Here is a 17,682-nt window from a genome sequence, read left to right on the forward strand (position 1 = left end):
AACCTAGATAAGGAACAATAATGGTGCGTTAGGGAACAATAAACAGCAGTAAAGGAACAATATCCACACTCTAGGGAACATTCAGCTCCAGCGAGCGAGCTGCAACACCAACTAACATTCCTCACTAAAACAAAAAAGACTGCCCGACAACGCCGGACAGCCCACTCACTCTTTTATTCAATAATTCGAAGCTCTTTCGGAGTCTTCGTCAACGTTTCATATCCATCTTTCGTAACAAGCACATCATCTTCAAGACGTACCCCGCCAATTTTAGGATCATAGATTCCAGGCTCGATCGTGTACGTCATCCCTTCCTTCAATACACCATCATTCAAGTGACTCATAGATGGGAATTCGTGCACATTGATTCCTAGGCCATGACCGATTCGGTGTGGAAACAGGTCCCCGTATCCTGCTTCTGTAATGAGATCTCTTGCTGTTTTATCGAGAACTCCAATTCTTGTTCCTGGTTTACTGATAGCCAGGGAAGCTTCTAAAGCTTCACGCACCTTTTCATAGATTTCTTTCTGTTTATCAGAAATGCTCTTAAAAGCATAAGTCCTTGTAATATCGGACGTGTACCCTTTCCACACGACACCAAGATCGAATAAAACAAAGTCGCCTGCCTTCAATTTGCGGTCACCAGGGTTACCATGAGGCTGACCTGACTTTTCACCGAATAATACCATTGTAGAGAATGACATCTCTGAAACGCCTTTTTTCTTTAATTCATATTCAATCGTCGCGAGTACTTCCATTTCAGTGATACCTTCACGTAGAGCTTCCGTCCCAACTTTTACGCCGAAATCAGCAAGTTCTGCCGCCTCGCGCATAATGGCGATTTCCTGCTCATCTTTTACCACTCTCATCTCATTTAATTGGTCTTCTACGTCTTTGACCTCAATCTTCTCAAACAAACCGAAAAATGATTCACTACGACCGTAAGACAATACTTGCTTCTCTATCCCAGCAGATTTGACGGAGGTAATCCCTTTTTCTTTCATCAGGTCTCCTATCATTGCCCACGGGTCTTCATGGTCCGCATAACCAACTACATCATGTGACCACCCGGTTTCACGAAGCTGCCCCTCTTCCATTCCCGGCAGAACAGCAATAGGATCCTCCTCTGGAAATACGAGCAGACCTAACAGTCTCTCATGTGGGTCTGTATGAAATCCAGTTAAGTAGAAAAAGTTTTCTGTCGAGTTGATGAATGCGACATCAATATTGTTATCGCTTAAGTATTTTGAAAAACGCTTGCGTCTTTGTTCCATACGTTCACTCCTCATGATTATCGTTACTTTTTACATCATATATCAATAAAACCGACAATCCAAATGACACAATTAGTGCAAAAAAATTGTACCCATTCGTGAACGTCTCACGACATTTGCAGATTCTTAATTTTAAAAAAGCATAGGTTTCGATATAATGACGAGAGGCACAGGTCTTATAGGAATTGGAGGTCATTTATTTGGATCGGACACGTTTTTTTGTACGAACAGCAGCAATTTATGCACTGATCGGAGCTTTTTTAGGATCCCACATGGCAGGTGGCGGCGGACTTGAATTAAGTGCCATTCACGCACATATCCTCGTTGTCGGCTGGCTTTCTCTCTTTGCTTTTGCCATTTACTACAAAGTCTTTAATATCCCGAAAAACTCCAAGCTTTCCACCGTTCATGTATGGAGTTCATTTATCGGTGTCTTAGGTCTTACCGTAGGCATGTGGCTTTATTATACCCAGCCTATTGACGGGATGCGAACCTTCAACACGATCTTCTTTATTGTTGGAGGAACAGTTTTACTTATTGCATTTGTCGTCTTTGCCATCATGGCTTTTGTACATGGAAAATTCATATCTGAAGATGCATAAAGCAGGTGCTTATCACCTGCTTTTTTAATTTGGAGAGTAACGGACGAGTCGATCATCCTCCTCATCAGGCGTTCCCCTACCATCTGTATTGTTTGTTATAAAATAAAGAGAATCGTTTACTACTTCTACATCCCTTACACGACCAAATTGCTCTGTTACAACCTCTGGGTTATCTCCTTCAAGTGAAAGAGTTCGAACAGCCGTCCCCCGTAACGCAGCTATAAAAAGTTTATCTCTATATATGGCAACTCCTGAAGGAGCCCAAGTGTCATTTCCAGTTTGATAGAGTGGAGTAATCATGTCTTCTTTCTCTTCATCACCAACAATCAATGGCCAGCCGTAGTTCCTTCCTGGTTGAATGACATTGATCTCATCTCTATTATCAGGCCCGTGTTCTGAAGCATATAGTTCACCATTCTCGGTCCAGGCAAGTCCCTGGGGATTACGATGCCCATAGCTGAAGACATACGAATCCTTATATGGATTATCTTCCGGTACACTACCATCTGGATTCATTCTCAAAATTTTACCTGCTAGACTATCAAGGTTTTGAGCGAGAGATTGATTCAGTGCATCTCCTGTCGTGACGAACAGACTTCCGTCCGTCGCCAGCTCCAACCGCCCTCCATTATGGAATTGGGCACCCGGAATTTCTTCCAGGACGGCTGAGACTTCCTCCCACTGATCTTCTTTCTTTTCAATGAGAATGACACGATTGTAGACTTCCTGCTCTTCTTCATAAGTGTGATAAGCGTATGCCAGCTTGTTGTCTTCAAATTCAGGAGTCAACTTGAGTCCTAATAGACCACCTTCACCTATTTGAGTAATCTCTTTTTCTGTTTTTACTGAAACTCTCTCTAAGCTGCCTTCTTCCGTCCAAGATGCTATACTTCCATCCCTCTCTGAAATATAAAAAGTATCTTGGCTGACTTCAATGTCCCAGGGCGAATTCAAACCGCTAACAAGGACGCTAACCTCTTCTTTTTCAGAGGCTCCTCCACCTTTATCCGTTTCAGGTTCTTCAGAACAAGCGACAAAAAGCAACATGAACACCACGTAAATCAACCCTAACGCTATTCTCTTCATGCCTGCCACCCCGCTTTCCTTTGTTACTCGTATTGTAGCAGGCAAGATATGGATATGCATTAAAAAAGCCGGCCCCAATGTGGACCAGCATTTTTGTTATGATGCTTGACGAAGTTGAGTTCTGTACAGAACCGATTTTTCGAGACGGAAAGCAAAAGCTGCAGCTACTATAGCCAGGGCAACATCTTTGATTAGGAACGGTGCCATACTGGACCAGGCCACGACATAACTGAGTCCTTCTCCACCAACCCAGAAATTCATAGCTGCATAGAACCAGGTCACTCCGATAAAGTAGTTGATCACAATTCCAACAAGAGCAGCCGTTAAATACATAGGAAACTTACGGTTGGATTCTGCTATTTTTCCTACAAAGAAAGCTAGAACGATAAACGATAGGATAAAACCAAACGTAGGAGAGATAAAAACAGATAATCCCCCTTTAAATCCTGCAAAAACTGGTGCTCCAACCAATCCTAAAGCCGTGTACACAAGCATAGATATCATTCCGAGGCGACTCCCTAAAATCAGCCCTGCCAAAATAGCGAAAAAGGTCTGAAGGGTCAGCGGCACGCCTAAAATGTTCAGAAACGGAGCTATAGCTGTAATGTTTGCCCCCACTGCCATCATAGCTACAAACAAAGCTCCAAGGGTAATATCGTAAGCAGATAAACGTGATTGATTCATGTTTTATTCCTCCATAACAATATCTTCTATCTACTAAGATACTGAAAGGGGCCTATTAATGTCAACTTATTTTTACTTAGGTTAACCAAAGTAAACTTACAGTCCGAGTCCTATCGATAATTGATTGGTATAGCTTGTGTAAGCAACGATTTGATTCAGCTCGGCAATCTGCCTGGAACTATATCCACACACATCTAAAGATTTTATATCATCCCTCGTAACTTCCACGGGCTTTGCAATTAGACGCTCAGAATATTGTAAGGCAGCTTTCCACTCTTTGCTCATATCATTTTCAGAGTAGTTCTCCAGCCAGTCCAAAACATCTAGCTGATCGGTATAACCTGCCAGCACTTCTTTATGACTGGTTGTACAAAACTCACAACCGTTTTTCATCGATACAAAAGTAATAATTGCTTCTCTAAGGTCATCCGAAATGGAAGTCTTTACGATAGCTTTTTGTAAGGGGATAAACGCCTCATAAAGGTCCGGAGCATTAGCCAGCATACGATCAAAAATCGACAGCGGGCCATCCTTCTTGTTGTTGATATCCAGCTCTTTCATTTCTTTCTGTTTTACTGGTTTTATCCATGGCATTATTCACACCTCCTTCTAAGGCAGGTGTATTATGTGATTCTTATCGAGTGATTTTTTATATTTATGGTATTACCGAAAATACGAGAATCCATGTAAAAAACTTCTGTAATGACTTGTATAAAAAGCTATAAGCGCGTCGATTCCATGAAGGAATCGACCTTTTTTACATTTTGCAAGACAGAATTCCTCAATCTATTTCCCGGGAAATCATTTTATTTAATAATTCGATAATTACCCCAATCTTCTGGAAAAAGTCGCTTATATTTCGACGAAAGGAAACGATCATCGATCAATTGTATCGCCCCCCGATCTTCCTCTGACCGAATTAATCTCCCACCAGCTTGAAGAACCTTATTCATTCCTGGATACACATAAGCATAATCATAGCCGTTCTTTCCGTTTTCCGTGAAATATTCTTTGATCAGTTCTTTTTCAAAGCTTCTTGGGGCAAGTCCAATTCCAATTACAGCCACGCCGTTTAAGCGATCCCCTCTTAAATCGACTCCTTCTGAGAATACACCACCTAGAACGGCGAAACCTGCTAAATGACCTCCACTTACGAATTGATTAAGAAAATCCTCTCTTCTTTCCTCATCCATTCCTTGTTCCTGGGCAACAGCTTCAACATTCTCATGTTTTTGGAAACGCCGGAAAACGAGGTCCATGTAATGGTAAGATGGAAAGAAGAATAAATGGTTTCCAGGATAATTAACAACTTGATCATAAAGCAGCTCAGCCAGTCTGTCAGCCGTATGTTCTCTGCTGCGATAACGCGTAGAAAGTGGTGATACCATCAGATCAATTTGAGAAGTATCATAAGGAGAAGGAAGCTGCAACACGTAATCTTCCTTCTTTCCTCCTAACATATCCATATAATAACCGAATGGAGAAAGGGTCGCAGAAAAGAAAACGCTTGACCGAAAAGCCTTCGTCGTATCACTCAGTACCTTAGAGGGATCGAGACAATATAACCGTAGGGTTAGATCACCATTGTCTTTTGAAATAATCAACCGATAATGATCATCGACCAGCTGGTGAATTTTCAAAAAGTTCTGAGCGGAAAAATACAGGTCCAAGAGCTTTTCAGAACGTTCCTCTTCATTTTCTCCCTTGAGATATCGTTCCCCTCGATTAATAAATCTCTCTAAGTTTTCTTCTAATTCTCCTGGTACTTCATCAATCATGAACTCATGGGCACGGTTTTCTTCTTTAATTTTGATTAAATCTAAATAAACTGCATGAGCCGCTTGATAAAGCTTTTCATCTTCTTCAGCAATCTCTTCAGAAGCTTTTTGAAACTCATTAGCATAAATAGATGCTGAAAACATCTCTCTGGCTCGTTCTACGAGATTATGCGATTCATCAATTAATAGAGCAGTTTTTTTCTTATTTTCAGGTAACAGTCTTTTTAATGAGACACGGGGATCAAAGATATAATTGTAATCCCCAATGATGATATCAACGACGTCTGTTAAATCCAACGAATATTCAAAGGGACATACTTTGTGCTTCCTTGCATATTCTTCTATCACAGGCCGTGTTAACTGAGTTTCATTCATTAGGATATCAATTATTGCCCCATTAATCCGATCATAGTAGCCATCTGCATATTCACAATAGTCAGGCTGGCATATGGTTTCCTGCTGAAAACATATTTTATCTTTTGCCGTCAGTGTCACAGACCTTAGTATCAGTCCACTCTCTTCCAACTTCATTAGCGCTTCCTCAGCAGTCGTCCTCGTTATGGTTTTAGCAGTCAGGTAAAAAATTCGTTCTGTCTCCCCGAGAACCATCGTTTTAATAGCTGGAAACAAGGTAGAAATCGTTTTTCCTATACCTGTAGGAGCTTGAGCGAACAAATCACGTTTTTCCTGTATGGTACGATAAACACTTCCAGCAAGCTTCTTCTGGCCTTTTCGATACTGAAGAAAAGGAAATTCCAGGTCTGGAATGGACTGGTTTTTCTGCTCGCGTATATGTAATAAAATTCGTGCATAGGACACGTATTCTTTAATGACACCATCCATGAACATTTCTAAATCCACTAAAGTATAGGATTTCTTATACCGCTTCTTTTCTTTCGTCTGCTTTTGAACATACGTCAATTGAACCTTAACTTCTTCTAAATCATGTCGAATAGCGTACATGAACGCATAACCTTTAGCTTGTGCCCAATAGACAGGGTGAGTTTCCTCTGTTAATTCATCAATCTCCATTGATGTTGACTTGATCTCATCAATAACCGGGCCCTCTTCCGTTGTGAGGATTCCATCACTGCGACCCTGAAGGTGTATGGTCACACCTTCTTCCATAAAGGAGTGTTCTAAGTAAACTTCTTTTTCATCACTTTCTTTATATTCATTTTGTACTTCCTGATGAATCATGGTTCCTTCTGTGAGTGAGGTACTGCTTCTAAAACGATTATCTATACTCCCCGTACGGTAGACATAGGCCATCAGTTCTCGGACAGAAACTGAAAATTTCTCTTCCATAGCTCTCCCCCTCCTTTCTAATAATTCTGTGCTTTACCCTCAAGTTACTAGCCCCTTTCACGTATGTCTATTGTATAACTTTTAATGGTATAATAGGGGATAAAACTCTTCAATCTTCCACAATAAGCAGGATCAACATATAATAAAGTTAGAACCAATTACCCAGAGGTGATCAGAATGAATAGATGGAAATGGCTTGCGTCGATATTACTTTCCTTTACGATCGCCTTCTTTATCGTAGCCGTTTTTGTACATTCCCCTGAACCTAAAAATACGAAAAATGATCCAGGTTCCATCACTACTCAAAAAGAAGATTCTAACAAAAAAGAACCAGCAGAAGAAAAAGATAGTGGTACCACGGAACCAGATGAAGTTCCAGCCGGAGAACAAGAAGGCACATTGAGTGAAGGTCTCCGTGAAGTCTTCACGAGTGTGATTGAGAGTGCCAGGGATATGTTTATCCGTGAAGATCTGGACATCGTAGCGATAGGTGATTCTCTTACCCAAGGGGTGGGAGACTCAACGGACAATGAAGGTTATATCGGAATACTAGAGAATACGTTCAATAGTAATGAACAAAGAGAAAGGATAGATATTGAGAACTACGGAAAGCGCGGCAACAGGACTGACCAGCTTCTGGAACGTATGCAAGCTGAGGATCTCTCAAACTCTCTTAGAGAAGCTGATCTAGTGTTAATCACCATTGGTGCGAATGACGTCATGAAAGTGGTTAAAAACAATTTTACTAGTTTGAATTACAAAGACTTTGTCTCAGCTCAGAAAGACTATGAAGCCCAGCTGAACGGGATTATTCAAAGAGTTGAACATTTGAACCCTGATGCTTCTATCTATCTTGTTGGACTTTATAATCCTTTCGATCATTACTTTAATAACATTCCAGAACTTGGGCAGATTATTAGTGATTATAATCGAATTAGTAAAAGTGTCATTAATGAATATGACCAGGCTACTTTCATACCCGTAAGAGATATCTTTACCGGAGCAGAAACAGAGCTCCTATGGGAGGAAGACCATTTCCACCCAAATGAAAGAGGATATAAAAAAATGGCAGAACGCGTGTTAGAATATATTAGAAGCGACATTGAAGAATGATACAGGTGGAATGCTTAAAATGAAGCGATTTTTTTTAAATAATAAGTGGCGTACCTCTTTTTGGCTTCTGGCTCTTGTGAATATTGGAATTATTGCATGGCTGTTGTCTCTTGTCTTTTTACCTAGCTCTTACACCCTTGTTAATGTGGATAAAGAGAAACAAAGCTCTGATGCAGAATTTACGATTGTTTCCACAAAAAAGAATTTGGAGCAGCTTGCTAATGAGTATTTGGGAGAATTGTCAACTCAAACCGTATTCGACTACTCCATAACATTGGATCGGAACGTAACTCTTACAGGAAATATTAAGGCCTTTGAACAAACCATTCCAATCAAGGTGGAGCTGAACCCAGTTGTACAAGAAAATGGAGACCTAATCTTGGAGCAAGAACGAATATCTTTAGGGCAATTGCCATTGCCAAACAAGAAGGTTCTAGAATTTGTTAAAGACAATTACAACCTCCCGGAATGGGTTGTGGTTAATCCAAACGAAGAGAACATTTATGTAGGAGTAACTCAAATGGAAACAGCCAGTAACTTTAACGTTCGTGTAGATCGGTTTAATTTAAACTCTAACCAGCTGGCTTTTAAAATATCGGTACCAAGAGACTCCTTCCAGTTCGCACAAAAAATGGTGGAAGACAATTTTTAAAGAACCGCATCAATGGCGGTTTCTTTCATTTATAAGCTTGATGGATGAACGTGAAACTACGCTATGATAAAATCAACCTAACAAAACAAGCGATAAGAAGGAAGTGACAGGATGCGTGTTGTGAATAATATTGCAGATTTAATTGGGGATACCCCGCTTGTCAAGTTAAACCGAGTAGCTCCAGAAGATGGAGCCGATATTTATATGAAACTTGAGAAGTACAACCCAAGCGGCAGCGTTAAAGACAGAGCTGCCTTTAATATGATGGAACAAGCTGAGAAAGACGGGATATTAAAAAAAGGCTCTACCATCATCGAACCGACGAGTGGAAACACAGGAATTGGTATCGCTATGAATGCCGCAGCAAGAGGTTACCATGCAATTCTAGTCATGCCTGATACGATGACTCAGGAAAGAATAAACCTATTGAAAGCTTACGGGGCGGAAATTGTACTTACTCCTGGCGATGAAAAAATGCCTGGGGCGATTAAGAAAGCTAAAGAGCTTGTAGAGGAGATCGACAACAGCTTTATGCCGATGCAATTTGAGAATGAGGCAAACCCTGATGCTCACCGTTTTACTACAGCTACCGAAATTATTGAAGCCATGAATGAATTGGGTAAACCTCTGTCCGCATTCGTTTCTACAGCAGGTACCGGTGGCACAGTCACAGGTACAGGAGAAGAATTGAAAAAACACTTTAAAGAGATGACAGTACATGTCGCAGAGCCTGCAGGGTCTCCTGTTCTTTCTGGTGGCAAACCGGGCAAGCATAAACTTGTCGGCACAAGCCCTGGGTTTATCCCTGACATCCTAAATCAAGAAGTATATGATGAAATTTTCCAAGTGACGGATGAAGATGCCTATGAGGTTACAAGACGATTAGCTCGAGAAGAAGGTTTACTGTTAGGTACCTCTTGCGGGGCTGCTTGCTGGGCAGCTATTGAAGTTGCAAAGCGAAAAGAACCAGGTGAAGTGGTCGTCTGTATTGCTCCGGATACAGGGGAACGTTACTTATCTGGAGACCTTTTCCGCTATTAATGAAACAAGAGAGTCCGAGCATTAGCTCTGGACTCTTTTTGGTTTGTATTTTTATTATCTTATAATTAATTCAGGTGTTACTAACAGACCTCTCTTACAATCGATACATATCTCTAAATCGTAAATGCCATCCTAAATGATAAGATAAAACTCTTAGCAGAATAATTGCTATGAAAAGAAAATAGGTTTGCCAGGCACTCTCGATGTTGATAATCCCCAGACCAATAAGTAATCCAGACAACAATGCCCATACCGCATAAATTTCCTGATGCAATACCATAGGACGTCTTTGTGCAAGAACATCTCTCGTGACGCCTCCTCCTACTCCCGTTAAAATGGAAGCAAAAATGATGCCCCCTAGTGGGAATTCATTTTCAATTGCAAATGAGGCACCTTGAAGAGCAAATGCAGATAAACCTATGGCGTCTAAATAAATGTTCCACCGATCCCAGGACATCACCCAGCTTTTAGGAAAAAAATAAACGATGGCAATCGTCCCAAAAGCCACATACAATAAATACCCTTGTTCCCATACGTGGACGACAGGCACGTCCAAAGCAATATTTCTAATAATCCCGCCTGCGAAGGGCGTTGCAATTCCTAAAATAAATGTTCCGAAAATATCATAACGTTCATTCAACGCGACGATAGCCCCACTAAATGCAAAGGCACTTACGGCTAATATATTTAATATTTCCCAAGTCATGGCGCAAACCTCTTTCTATACTAAACAAATTTACTATTTCTTACTTAGATTATCGTACTGATTGATTATAGCAAAAAAAGCAGACCAATTAGTAAAAATAAACGTGTTTTGCTAGAATCCTAGCTATAGGATGCTAAGTTTTTCAACCCCTGATTTCTTCCTATTTGGTTGCAAACTGCCACAAGGAAAATTTCTTGTCTAGGCCGAAATATTTATATGTATATATTGTAAAGTAGGATGTGGAAAAAAATGAGAAGATGGCTAATTCAACTACGCAAAGAACAACAACTAACCCAGCAGCAAATCGCAGACGGGGCTCATATTGACCGAGCCTATTATGCCCAAATAGAAAATGGAACACGCAATCCCAGCATGGCCGTCGCATCTCAAATTGCTTCTTTTCTGCATGTCAATCCTTCATTATTTTTTACGCAGCATCTAAGTGAACCTTTTGTAATCGCCTTGGCTAACTCTCCTATAATCGTAGCTCATTGTGATCTTGAACTCCGTTACACTTGGATGTTCAATCCCCACCCTGATTTTGACATTAATACGGTGATAGGAAAACGGGATGATGAACTAGATGTGAATGAAGGTACTATAGCATTAATGAACTTAAAGAAAAAAGTCATCGAAAGCGGAAAATCCCTGCGTGAAATGATCGCCTTCCCTTTGTCTGAAGGCTTACTTTATTATGATGTATTCTGTCAGCCCATGTACAACCAACAAGGGGATATTATAGGAGCAGCTACCGCTTCGACCATGCAATCATAGAAAAGGGGGGCCTCCTGATGATTGTAAACAAGTTATCCTATCAAGAACTTATCCTCACCCGCGAAAAAGCCCTGGAATTAGAGCTCGACACGGAATTTATTCGATTGCTCGAGAAGGAAATTGTTAAAAGGGAGGTACATAAGCCACTTGTGAAAGAGTAATACTCCCTTTGGAACATGCAAATGTGTTGTAGACGGTATGCTCCTCTAACACTATGGGTAAACCATAGGTATAAAGAGAGGTGTATACCATGAGATATAACGATTGGATCATGAAGCAGTCTTGGGAGGACTTAGTCTTCATGCATTGGCCTGTGCCCCCACAGATATTGAGGCCTTTTATCCCAAGCCAGTTTGAAATCGACCTCTACGATGGAATGGCTTGGATCGCAATCGTTCCTTTCCATATGAACGATATCCAATTGCGTGGCTTTTCCGCAATACCTGTTCGCAACCATATGCTCGAATTAAATGTACGCACCTATGTTAGATATAATAATGAATCAGGAGTGTACTTTATATCGCTGGACGCCAATCATAGATTAGGGGTCTTTTTAGCGCGTTCACTATTTGGCCTCCCCTATTTAAACGCCTCTATGCGCACGGTAAAACATAACGATCACTTCGCCTTTTTAAGCAGAAGAGACCATAAAGGATATGAACCTGCTCAGTTTCATTCCCGTATCCATGTAAAAGAAACTCTTCCCCCCTCTAAACAAGGATCTTTAGCTTATTGGCTCACTGAGCGTTACGCTCTATGGATCGTACGAGGGGCTAACGTGTACAAAGGACCAATCTTACATCACCACTGGGAACTGCAAAACGCAGAAGTTGAGATAGAAATTAATGATTTACTGAATTTCCTTCCTGCCCATATATATACCCAAGACCCTGTTACTCACTATTCAAAATTCTTAAAAACGAGTATTTTCCCTTTTGAAAAACAAACCTGAAATTATCTTGAATTAAGAGTAATTGACATCTGCAAATTTATTCAGTATAATTATCTTGAATTCGAGATAAATTTCGAATAGGAGGTTGGATTATGAAACTTAAAGGAATTCACCATGTTTCAGCAATTACTGCTAGCGCAAAAAATAACTATGATTTTTATACCAACGTATTAGGTATGCGCTTGGTCAAGAAAACTGTAAACCAGGACGATCCTTCAATGTACCACCTTTTTTATGCTGATCGAGAAGGCAGCCCTGGCACAGACTTGACGTTTTTTGAAATCCCGCGTGCCGGCCACACCTATCCAGGTACAAATAGTATTTCAACCACTTCTCTCCGTGTGAAAGAGAATCAGGCCCTTAAGTATTGGAAAGAACGTCTTGAGAAATTCCAAGTAGCTCACGATCCTATTACAGAACGGTATGGAAGAAAAACATTATCCTTCAGGGATCATGAAGATCAACGTCTAATGATAGTTTCTGATGAACACAATGAAGGCGTCGAATCAGGAGTACCTTGGGAAAAGGCACCTGTTCCACAAGAACGTGGAATTACAGGTCTAGGGCCTATTCACTTAACCGTCCCTGATGCAGAAAAAACGAAAAAAGTACTTGTAGATATACTGGGTTTCCGTCAATCTGGGAACTATGATGGAATCGTCGTTTTCGAAACAGGACAAGGTGGAACAGGGGCAGAAGTCCACTTAGAGGAGCGTTCAGACCTTTCCAGAGAACGCCCTGGACGTGGTAGTGTGCACCATGTTGCCTTCCGGGTAGAAAATGAAGAGGAATTGAAACAATGGCAATCCATCATTCAAGAGCACGGCTTCCCAAATTCAGGTTTAGTTGATCGCTATTATTTCAAATCCCTTTACTTCCGTGAACCTAACCACATCCTGTTTGAATTAGCTACAGATGGTCCTGGGTTTGCAACTGATGAGGACATAGACCACCTTGGTGAAGGCCTTGCGCTCCCACCCTTTTTAGAGGAAAAACGCGATGAAATCGAAACATCCTTGGCACCTCTAAAGACCCAATCACAAGAATAAAAGGCTGCGACCGTTAGCAGGTCGCAGCCTTTTACTTTTTATCCTTCCAATCGATTTTTCACCCAATTAATCAAACCGCCCATTTGCATGATTTCGATTTGCCGTTCAGAAAGAGCATGTTCAAGTTTTATCTTCTTGTCCTTCCCTTTCACTTCAGCTTCTACAGTGTTGGATTGCTTAATACCATCTCTTAAGCCTTTGAACACCAATACGTCCCCTTGTTCAAGATCATCAAGATCAGACTCATTGACGAATGTTAGTGGAAGCACTCCAAAGTTTGCCAGGTTCTGCCAATGAATACGAGCGAAATCTTTTACGATAGCGACCCGAAGTCCCAAATATTTCGGAGCTAATGCTGCGTGTTCACGACTGGATCCTTGTCCGTAGTTGGTTCCAGCTACGACAGCATGACCACCCTGATCACGAATGTCCATTGCCCGATCGTAATAAGATTCATCTACAATTTCAAATGTAAACTTGCTAATTTCTGGAAGGTTACTTCGATAAGGAAGTACTCGTGCTCCCCCAGCTAGGATTTCATCAGTTGAGATGTCATCACCCATTTTAAGGAGTATCGGTAATTCCATATCATTCGGAAGTTCATCCATTTCTGGTATGGAAGCAACGTTAGGTCCTTTTACAAGATCGACTTCTTTAGCTTCTTCAAATGGAAGCGGATCATCTAGTAAGCGTGTATCAACGGTAGGTTTGTCCAGCTCCTGGACATTTGGATAGGAAAAGTCTGCTTTTCTCGGATCGGTTATCTTTCCGTGTAAAGCGGAAATGGCAGCTGTTTCCGGGCTGCATAAAAATACGCTGTCTTCCTTAGTACCTGACCTTCCTGGGAAGTTCCTAGGTGTAGTTCGCAAACTATTTCGGCCTGTTGCCGGTGCCTGTCCCATTCCAATACATCCATTACAACCTGCTTGGTGTAAGCGTCCACCTGCTTGCAAAAAGTTGGCAATATGGCCGTTTTGAGAAAGATCGATCAGCATCTGACGAGACGTAGGGTTCAGGTCAAAAGATACACCTGCTGCAATATGCCTGCCTTCTACTATTTTTGATGCGATGGCAAAATCACGGTACCCTGGATTGGCAGAGGAACCGATGTATGATTGGTAGATCGACTCTCCTTCTACTTCTTCGATAGGAACGACGTTTCCAGGACTCGATGGTTTTGCTACCATTGGTCCAATTTCAGATAAATCAATTTCATCATGAACGTCATAAGCAGCACCATCATCAGCTTTTAATTCTATCCAATCATCTTCTCTTCCTTGAAGGGTCATAAATCTCTTCGTTTCCTCGTCTGAAGGGAATACAGTACCAGTCGCACCCAGTTCAGCTCCCATATTCGCAATCACGTGACGGTCCATTGCTGTTAAATTTTTAAGACCAGGACCGTAATACTCAAAGACATGGTTGACCCCGCCTTTGACTCCGTGCCTTTTCAGCATCTCAAGAATAACATCTTTAGCACTGACCCAATCCGGGAGCTCTCCTGTGACTTTGACACCCCAGACCTTTGGCATCTTAACGTAGAAAGGCTCTCCCGCGATGGCCATGGCTACATCAATACCTCCAGCCCCCATTGCGAGCATTCCCATACATCCATTGGCACATGTATGACTATCAGAACCTAGAAGTGTCTTTCCTGGCTTGGCAAGACGCTGCATGTGCACAGGGTGGCTGACGCCGTTCCCTGGACGACTGAAATATAGCCCAAACCTTTTTGCAGCACTCTCTAAAAACAAGTGGTCATCAGGGTTTTTGCTGTCTTCTTGAATGAGGTTATGGTCAACATACTGGGCGGAAGCTTCTGTTTTTGCACGGTCGATCCCCATAGCTTCAAGCTCCAGCATAACCATAGTACCCGTTGCATCTTGGGTTAAAGTTTGGTCGATCTTTAAGCCGATCTCAGATCCCGGGGTCATTTCCCCTGCTACTAAGTGATCTTTGATCAGTTTTTGTGTGACATTGTAACTCACACGAAATTCCTCCTTCTCAACGAGTTTTTTTATGAAGCGATATCCTGAGGTTATTAAATTATCCTATACCTTTTATACCCTTAAACCCGCGTGTTTACTCGTAGATCTCACTAAACGTCTATCTTCGAAAAAAGAGGCAGAACATAACGTCCCACTTTTTTATTGATATATCTTTAATATCCGCCTATGTATTACAGGATTGAGTAATGCTTTTTCTACAGAAAAGCCAAAAAAGTCTTGATCTGAGTATACTAACCCCACCTCAATTATTTATTTCTAGATTAGGAATAGCTTGTTACATTCATTCATATGACCTGTGAAAGTTGGCAGGTAAAAACCCCTTTAAAGCCTTCAATTTTTCCTGACTTGGGAAACCTCTGTTTATAGTTGAAAATTCCTAATCGAACATGTATTCTAAAAATAGATTTGAAAGACAAACACTCTTCCAAATCGACAGTTGATCAACTAGGTGTGTGTAAAATGGAATATGGTAAAGTACTTCGATTTCATCGAGTCAAGCAAGGGTTGACCCAAAACCAATTGGCTGATGGAATAATCTCGCCAGCGTATCTCTCTAAGATTGAGAATGATCAAACCGTTCCAGCGTTCGAGGTATTAGAAATGCTTTACGAACGTCTCGGGCTTGATTTTCACGATTCTTCTTACAATCATCCTTCTAAGGAAAAATTAAAGGAATGGTATGAATCTTTTGTGTTCAAGAACAAGGAAAAGTCACAGAAGTTAATGGAAGAATTACGTAGTCAAGAGGACACGTTGAATAACCATCATCTATATATAATCTTTGAATTGTTTCGTATTCGTCACCTTCTTTTGGAGCTGGATGTAAAGAAGGCTTATGAAACATGGGAAAATATACGCCAACACAAAGATTCTTTTGATGAAGAGATGAAGTTTTACTACCATTTGATCACTGGCTTATTAAAGTATTACCAAGGAGACTTCGAGGATTCTTTTCAAGAATTAATGGTTGCAAAAAATATTAGTTCTTCTATTGCTCTAGAACTTAAAGACTGGGAATTTGGTGATTTGTACTACATATTGGCCCTCAGTACCAGCCAAGCAAACCATATCTCAGCTTCAGTGTTCTACGTTGATCAAGCACTAGAAATTTATCAAGCAAGATATGACTTAGATAAAAGTGCTGACTGTCACATCCTACAAGGGATTAATTATAGCAAACTCAAAAACTATGCGAAGTCTTTAGAGAATTTCTATTCGGCTAGAAAAATTGCTATGCAAACCTCGAACCGAAATCAACTAAATTTAGTTTATATTAATATCGGAACTTTAGAGTCCAGGATTGGAAATCATCATTCAGCCATTAATAACTATGAGAATAGCTTAGAATATAATGATTCTGATACTACTTACAAGCAATCCTATCTTCACACAACAATCCACAGTTTAATCCTTGAACATTATCGGATTGACGACTATGAAGGTTGTTCTAAATGGATTGAAGAGGGTGAAAAAGAGCTTGAAAAATATGCTTCTAAACCTCATCAGTTGCATTATGATTTTTATAAGAGAATGATTAACGAAGATCCTACTTTAATCGATCACTTAGAAACAGTCATGATTCCTTATTTCCAGGAGAAAAAGGAACATATTTACATCATCCGCTACTCAATGGTTCTTGCAAATCTATTAGAGAAGAAGCGGATGTACAAAAAATCTTCGACATACTTAAGGTTAGCAATTCAATTGTTAAATAAACATTCTCATTTAGGAGGGATACTCTTATGAAGAAGTTTTTAGCTGTTCTAGGAATTGTTGCATTCGTAGCGACTGCAGCTGCTGCACCTGGAATTCATGATAGCGCTGAAGATGCTTATCCTCAGCCGCAAGTCATTTACTATCAAGTTTAATCTTAATTTTATGTGTAATTAGCACCTCCCCTAATCCTATACCTATACAAACTTTTGCCTCTACCCCAATGGTAGGGGTCTTTTTTTAATCCACAGTATTCGCGAGGTGAAACATGAAAATTATCGGTATTGATCTTTCTGGTCCATCAAATTATAAAGATACGGTTATCGCTATACTTAAAGAAAACAAACTACAATTAAACCTTGAGCACCTTCAAGAAGGTGCATCTGATGAAGAGATCTTCTCCATCATAAAAAAGGAGATAGATAACGGCCCTATTTATATAGGCATTGATGCGCCCCTTTCCTATCAGGACGGCGGCGGTGACCGTCCACACGATCGTTCGCTCCGTGCTTACGCAAAATCCCTTGGAATGAAACCTGGTTCCATTATGCCTCCTACGCTAACGCGTATGGTTTATTTAACGATGCGCGGTGTGCATCTTGCCCATATGCTGCGTTCCCATTTTGGCGATCAAGTAAGTATTGTAGAGGTTCATCCTGGTGTCGCCCTCACCTCAAGATTGCCTGAAGATAAAAGAGCTATAGCCTTCAGTTATAAGAAAGAGATAGAAAGCCGAGTACAGGCTATCGAATGGCTTACTTCACAGATGCTAAATAATTCAGAGACAACCATAAATGAAACGTCCACACACACGACCGATGCGGTGTTAGCAGGCATAGCAGCGTGGCATGTGGCTTGCAAACAAAAATCTCCAACTTGGTATAGAGAGGCCGAGCCTCCTCATCACCCTTTTCCATTTAGTTGTTAATAAAGCTCTGCCT

The 17,682-nt window shown here is 40.9% G+C and carries 18 protein-coding genes; 11 read left to right on the plus strand and 7 right to left on the minus strand.

Annotation, left to right across the window (positions count from 1 at the left end; translation table 11 throughout):
- Window positions 1–173: 173 nt before the first annotated feature.
- Window positions 174–1,274 carry a M24 family metallopeptidase gene (locus ACRYKC_RS00325; RefSeq protein ID WP_433804656.1) on the minus strand — a complete coding sequence of 367 codons (1,101 nt, stop codon included), beginning with the start codon at window positions 1,272–1,274 and terminating at the stop codon, window positions 174–176.
- A gap of 200 nt (window positions 1,275–1,474) precedes the next feature.
- Between ACRYKC_RS00325 and ACRYKC_RS00330 the strand changes: the two genes are divergently transcribed.
- The gene (locus ACRYKC_RS00330) at window positions 1,475–1,876 is read left to right on the plus strand and encodes a hypothetical protein (RefSeq protein WP_433804657.1); all 402 of its coding nucleotides are present in this window, start codon (window positions 1,475–1,477) and stop codon (window positions 1,874–1,876) included.
- A 24-nt stretch (window positions 1,877–1,900) separates the two neighbouring features.
- On the opposite strand, the gene ACRYKC_RS00335 is transcribed toward ACRYKC_RS00330, so the two are convergent.
- The 4 genes from ACRYKC_RS00335 to ACRYKC_RS00350 form a co-directional block, all read right to left on the minus strand.
- Entirely contained in the window at window positions 1,901–2,962 is a 1,062-nt protein-coding gene (locus tag ACRYKC_RS00335) for a PQQ-dependent sugar dehydrogenase (protein ID WP_433804658.1), read from the minus strand.
- Window positions 2,963–3,058: 96 nt separating this feature from the next.
- Window positions 3,059–3,646, minus strand: coding sequence for a biotin transporter BioY (locus tag ACRYKC_RS00340; protein ID WP_433804659.1), 588 nt, complete (start codon window positions 3,644–3,646; stop codon window positions 3,059–3,061).
- A gap of 96 nt (window positions 3,647–3,742) precedes the next feature.
- Window positions 3,743–4,240, minus strand: coding sequence for a carboxymuconolactone decarboxylase family protein (locus ACRYKC_RS00345; RefSeq protein ID WP_433804660.1), 498 nt, complete (start codon window positions 4,238–4,240; stop codon window positions 3,743–3,745).
- Between the two features lie 212 nt (window positions 4,241–4,452).
- Window positions 4,453–6,732: an ATP-dependent DNA helicase gene (locus ACRYKC_RS00350; RefSeq protein WP_433804661.1), complete on the minus strand. Its 2,280-nt coding sequence runs from the start codon at window positions 6,730–6,732 to the stop codon at window positions 4,453–4,455.
- Between the two features lie 177 nt (window positions 6,733–6,909).
- On the opposite strand from ACRYKC_RS00350, the gene ACRYKC_RS00355 reads away from it, so the two are divergent.
- From ACRYKC_RS00355 to cysK, 3 genes are all read left to right on the plus strand, one after another.
- Window positions 6,910–7,845: an SGNH/GDSL hydrolase family protein gene (locus ACRYKC_RS00355; RefSeq protein WP_433804662.1), complete on the plus strand. Its 936-nt coding sequence runs from the start codon at window positions 6,910–6,912 to the stop codon at window positions 7,843–7,845.
- Between the two features lie 19 nt (window positions 7,846–7,864).
- Window positions 7,865–8,497: a YpmS family protein gene (locus tag ACRYKC_RS00360; protein WP_433804663.1), complete on the plus strand. Its 633-nt coding sequence runs from the start codon at window positions 7,865–7,867 to the stop codon at window positions 8,495–8,497.
- Between the two features lie 111 nt (window positions 8,498–8,608).
- Window positions 8,609–9,538 (plus strand): cysteine synthase A, encoded by a 930-nt coding sequence (gene cysK, locus ACRYKC_RS00365; RefSeq protein WP_433804664.1) that lies wholly within the window; start codon window positions 8,609–8,611, stop codon window positions 9,536–9,538.
- Window positions 9,539–9,632: 94 nt separating this feature from the next.
- Here the strand turns inward: cysK and ACRYKC_RS00370 are convergent, their stop codons facing one another.
- Window positions 9,633–10,244: a trimeric intracellular cation channel family protein gene (locus ACRYKC_RS00370; RefSeq protein WP_433804665.1), complete on the minus strand. Its 612-nt coding sequence runs from the start codon at window positions 10,242–10,244 to the stop codon at window positions 9,633–9,635.
- A gap of 249 nt (window positions 10,245–10,493) precedes the next feature.
- On the opposite strand from ACRYKC_RS00370, the gene ACRYKC_RS00375 reads away from it, so the two are divergent.
- The 4 genes from ACRYKC_RS00375 (at window position 10,494) to ACRYKC_RS00390 (ending at window position 13,019) form a co-directional block, all read left to right on the plus strand.
- The gene (locus ACRYKC_RS00375) at window positions 10,494–11,018 is read left to right on the plus strand and encodes a helix-turn-helix domain-containing protein (protein WP_433804666.1); all 525 of its coding nucleotides are present in this window, start codon (window positions 10,494–10,496) and stop codon (window positions 11,016–11,018) included.
- Between the two features lie 17 nt (window positions 11,019–11,035).
- A complete protein-coding gene (gene sda / locus ACRYKC_RS00380; protein WP_433804667.1) occupies window positions 11,036–11,179 on the plus strand; it encodes a sporulation histidine kinase inhibitor Sda in 144 nt (47 codons plus the stop codon).
- Window positions 11,180–11,289: 110 nt separating this feature from the next.
- Window positions 11,290–11,970 carry a YqjF family protein gene (locus tag ACRYKC_RS00385; RefSeq protein ID WP_433804668.1) on the plus strand — a complete coding sequence of 227 codons (681 nt, stop codon included), beginning with the start codon at window positions 11,290–11,292 and terminating at the stop codon, window positions 11,968–11,970.
- A 92-nt stretch (window positions 11,971–12,062) separates the two neighbouring features.
- On the plus strand, window positions 12,063–13,019 hold the full coding sequence (locus ACRYKC_RS00390) for a ring-cleaving dioxygenase (protein WP_433804669.1): 957 nt from the start codon (window positions 12,063–12,065) through the stop codon (window positions 13,017–13,019).
- Between the two features lie 38 nt (window positions 13,020–13,057).
- On the opposite strand, the gene ACRYKC_RS00395 is transcribed toward ACRYKC_RS00390, so the two are convergent.
- Window positions 13,058–15,007, minus strand: coding sequence for an aconitate hydratase (locus ACRYKC_RS00395; RefSeq protein ID WP_433804670.1), 1,950 nt, complete (start codon window positions 15,005–15,007; stop codon window positions 13,058–13,060).
- Between the two features lie 480 nt (window positions 15,008–15,487).
- On the opposite strand from ACRYKC_RS00395, the gene ACRYKC_RS00400 reads away from it, so the two are divergent.
- The 3 genes from ACRYKC_RS00400 (at window position 15,488) to ACRYKC_RS00410 (ending at window position 17,669) form a co-directional block, all read left to right on the plus strand.
- Window positions 15,488–16,774 (plus strand): helix-turn-helix domain-containing protein, encoded by a 1,287-nt coding sequence (locus ACRYKC_RS00400; protein WP_433804671.1) that lies wholly within the window; start codon window positions 15,488–15,490, stop codon window positions 16,772–16,774.
- Window positions 16,771–16,896 carry a hypothetical protein gene (locus ACRYKC_RS00405; protein ID WP_433804672.1) on the plus strand — a complete coding sequence of 42 codons (126 nt, stop codon included), beginning with the start codon at window positions 16,771–16,773 and terminating at the stop codon, window positions 16,894–16,896. Before ACRYKC_RS00400 ends, ACRYKC_RS00405 begins: the two co-directional genes overlap by 4 nt.
- A 113-nt stretch (window positions 16,897–17,009) precedes the next feature.
- The gene (locus ACRYKC_RS00410; RefSeq protein ID WP_433804673.1) at window positions 17,010–17,669 is read left to right on the plus strand and encodes a DUF429 domain-containing protein; all 660 of its coding nucleotides are present in this window, start codon (window positions 17,010–17,012) and stop codon (window positions 17,667–17,669) included.
- Window positions 17,670–17,682: the final 13 nt, after the last annotated feature.

It is taken from the genome of Halobacillus sp. A1-3, assembly GCF_050971765.1.
In the GTDB taxonomy this organism is placed as follows: Bacteria; Bacillota; Bacilli; order Bacillales; family Halobacillaceae; genus Halobacillus; species Halobacillus mangrovi_B.

Coding starts and splice junctions, on each gene's coding strand:
- ACRYKC_RS00325 (WP_433804656.1), bottom strand. CDS start 1,274: ATGGAACAAAGACGCAAGCGTTTTTCAAAATACTTAAGCGATAACAAT.
- ACRYKC_RS00335 (WP_433804658.1), bottom strand. CDS start 2,962: ATGAAGAGAATAGCGTTAGGGTTGATTTACGTGGTGTTCATGTTGCTT.
- ACRYKC_RS00340 (WP_433804659.1), bottom strand. CDS start 3,646: ATGAATCAATCACGTTTATCTGCTTACGATATTACCCTTGGAGCTTTG.
- ACRYKC_RS00345 (WP_433804660.1), bottom strand. CDS start 4,240: ATGCCATGGATAAAACCAGTAAAACAGAAAGAAATGAAAGAGCTGGAT.
- ACRYKC_RS00350 (WP_433804661.1), bottom strand. CDS start 6,732: ATGGAAGAGAAATTTTCAGTTTCTGTCCGAGAACTGATGGCCTATGTC.
- ACRYKC_RS00355 (WP_433804662.1), top strand. CDS start 6,910: ATGAATAGATGGAAATGGCTTGCGTCGATATTACTTTCCTTTACGATC.
- ACRYKC_RS00360 (WP_433804663.1), top strand. CDS start 7,865: ATGAAGCGATTTTTTTTAAATAATAAGTGGCGTACCTCTTTTTGGCTT.
- cysK (WP_433804664.1), top strand. CDS start 8,609: ATGCGTGTTGTGAATAATATTGCAGATTTAATTGGGGATACCCCGCTT.
- ACRYKC_RS00370 (WP_433804665.1), bottom strand. CDS start 10,244: ATGACTTGGGAAATATTAAATATATTAGCCGTAAGTGCCTTTGCATTT.
- ACRYKC_RS00375 (WP_433804666.1), top strand. CDS start 10,494: ATGAGAAGATGGCTAATTCAACTACGCAAAGAACAACAACTAACCCAG.
- sda (WP_433804667.1), top strand. CDS start 11,036: ATGATTGTAAACAAGTTATCCTATCAAGAACTTATCCTCACCCGCGAA.
- ACRYKC_RS00385 (WP_433804668.1), top strand. CDS start 11,290: ATGAAGCAGTCTTGGGAGGACTTAGTCTTCATGCATTGGCCTGTGCCC.
- ACRYKC_RS00390 (WP_433804669.1), top strand. CDS start 12,063: ATGAAACTTAAAGGAATTCACCATGTTTCAGCAATTACTGCTAGCGCA.
- ACRYKC_RS00400 (WP_433804671.1), top strand. CDS start 15,488: ATGGAATATGGTAAAGTACTTCGATTTCATCGAGTCAAGCAAGGGTTG.
- ACRYKC_RS00405 (WP_433804672.1), top strand. CDS start 16,771: ATGAAGAAGTTTTTAGCTGTTCTAGGAATTGTTGCATTCGTAGCGACT.
- ACRYKC_RS00410 (WP_433804673.1), top strand. CDS start 17,010: ATGAAAATTATCGGTATTGATCTTTCTGGTCCATCAAATTATAAAGAT.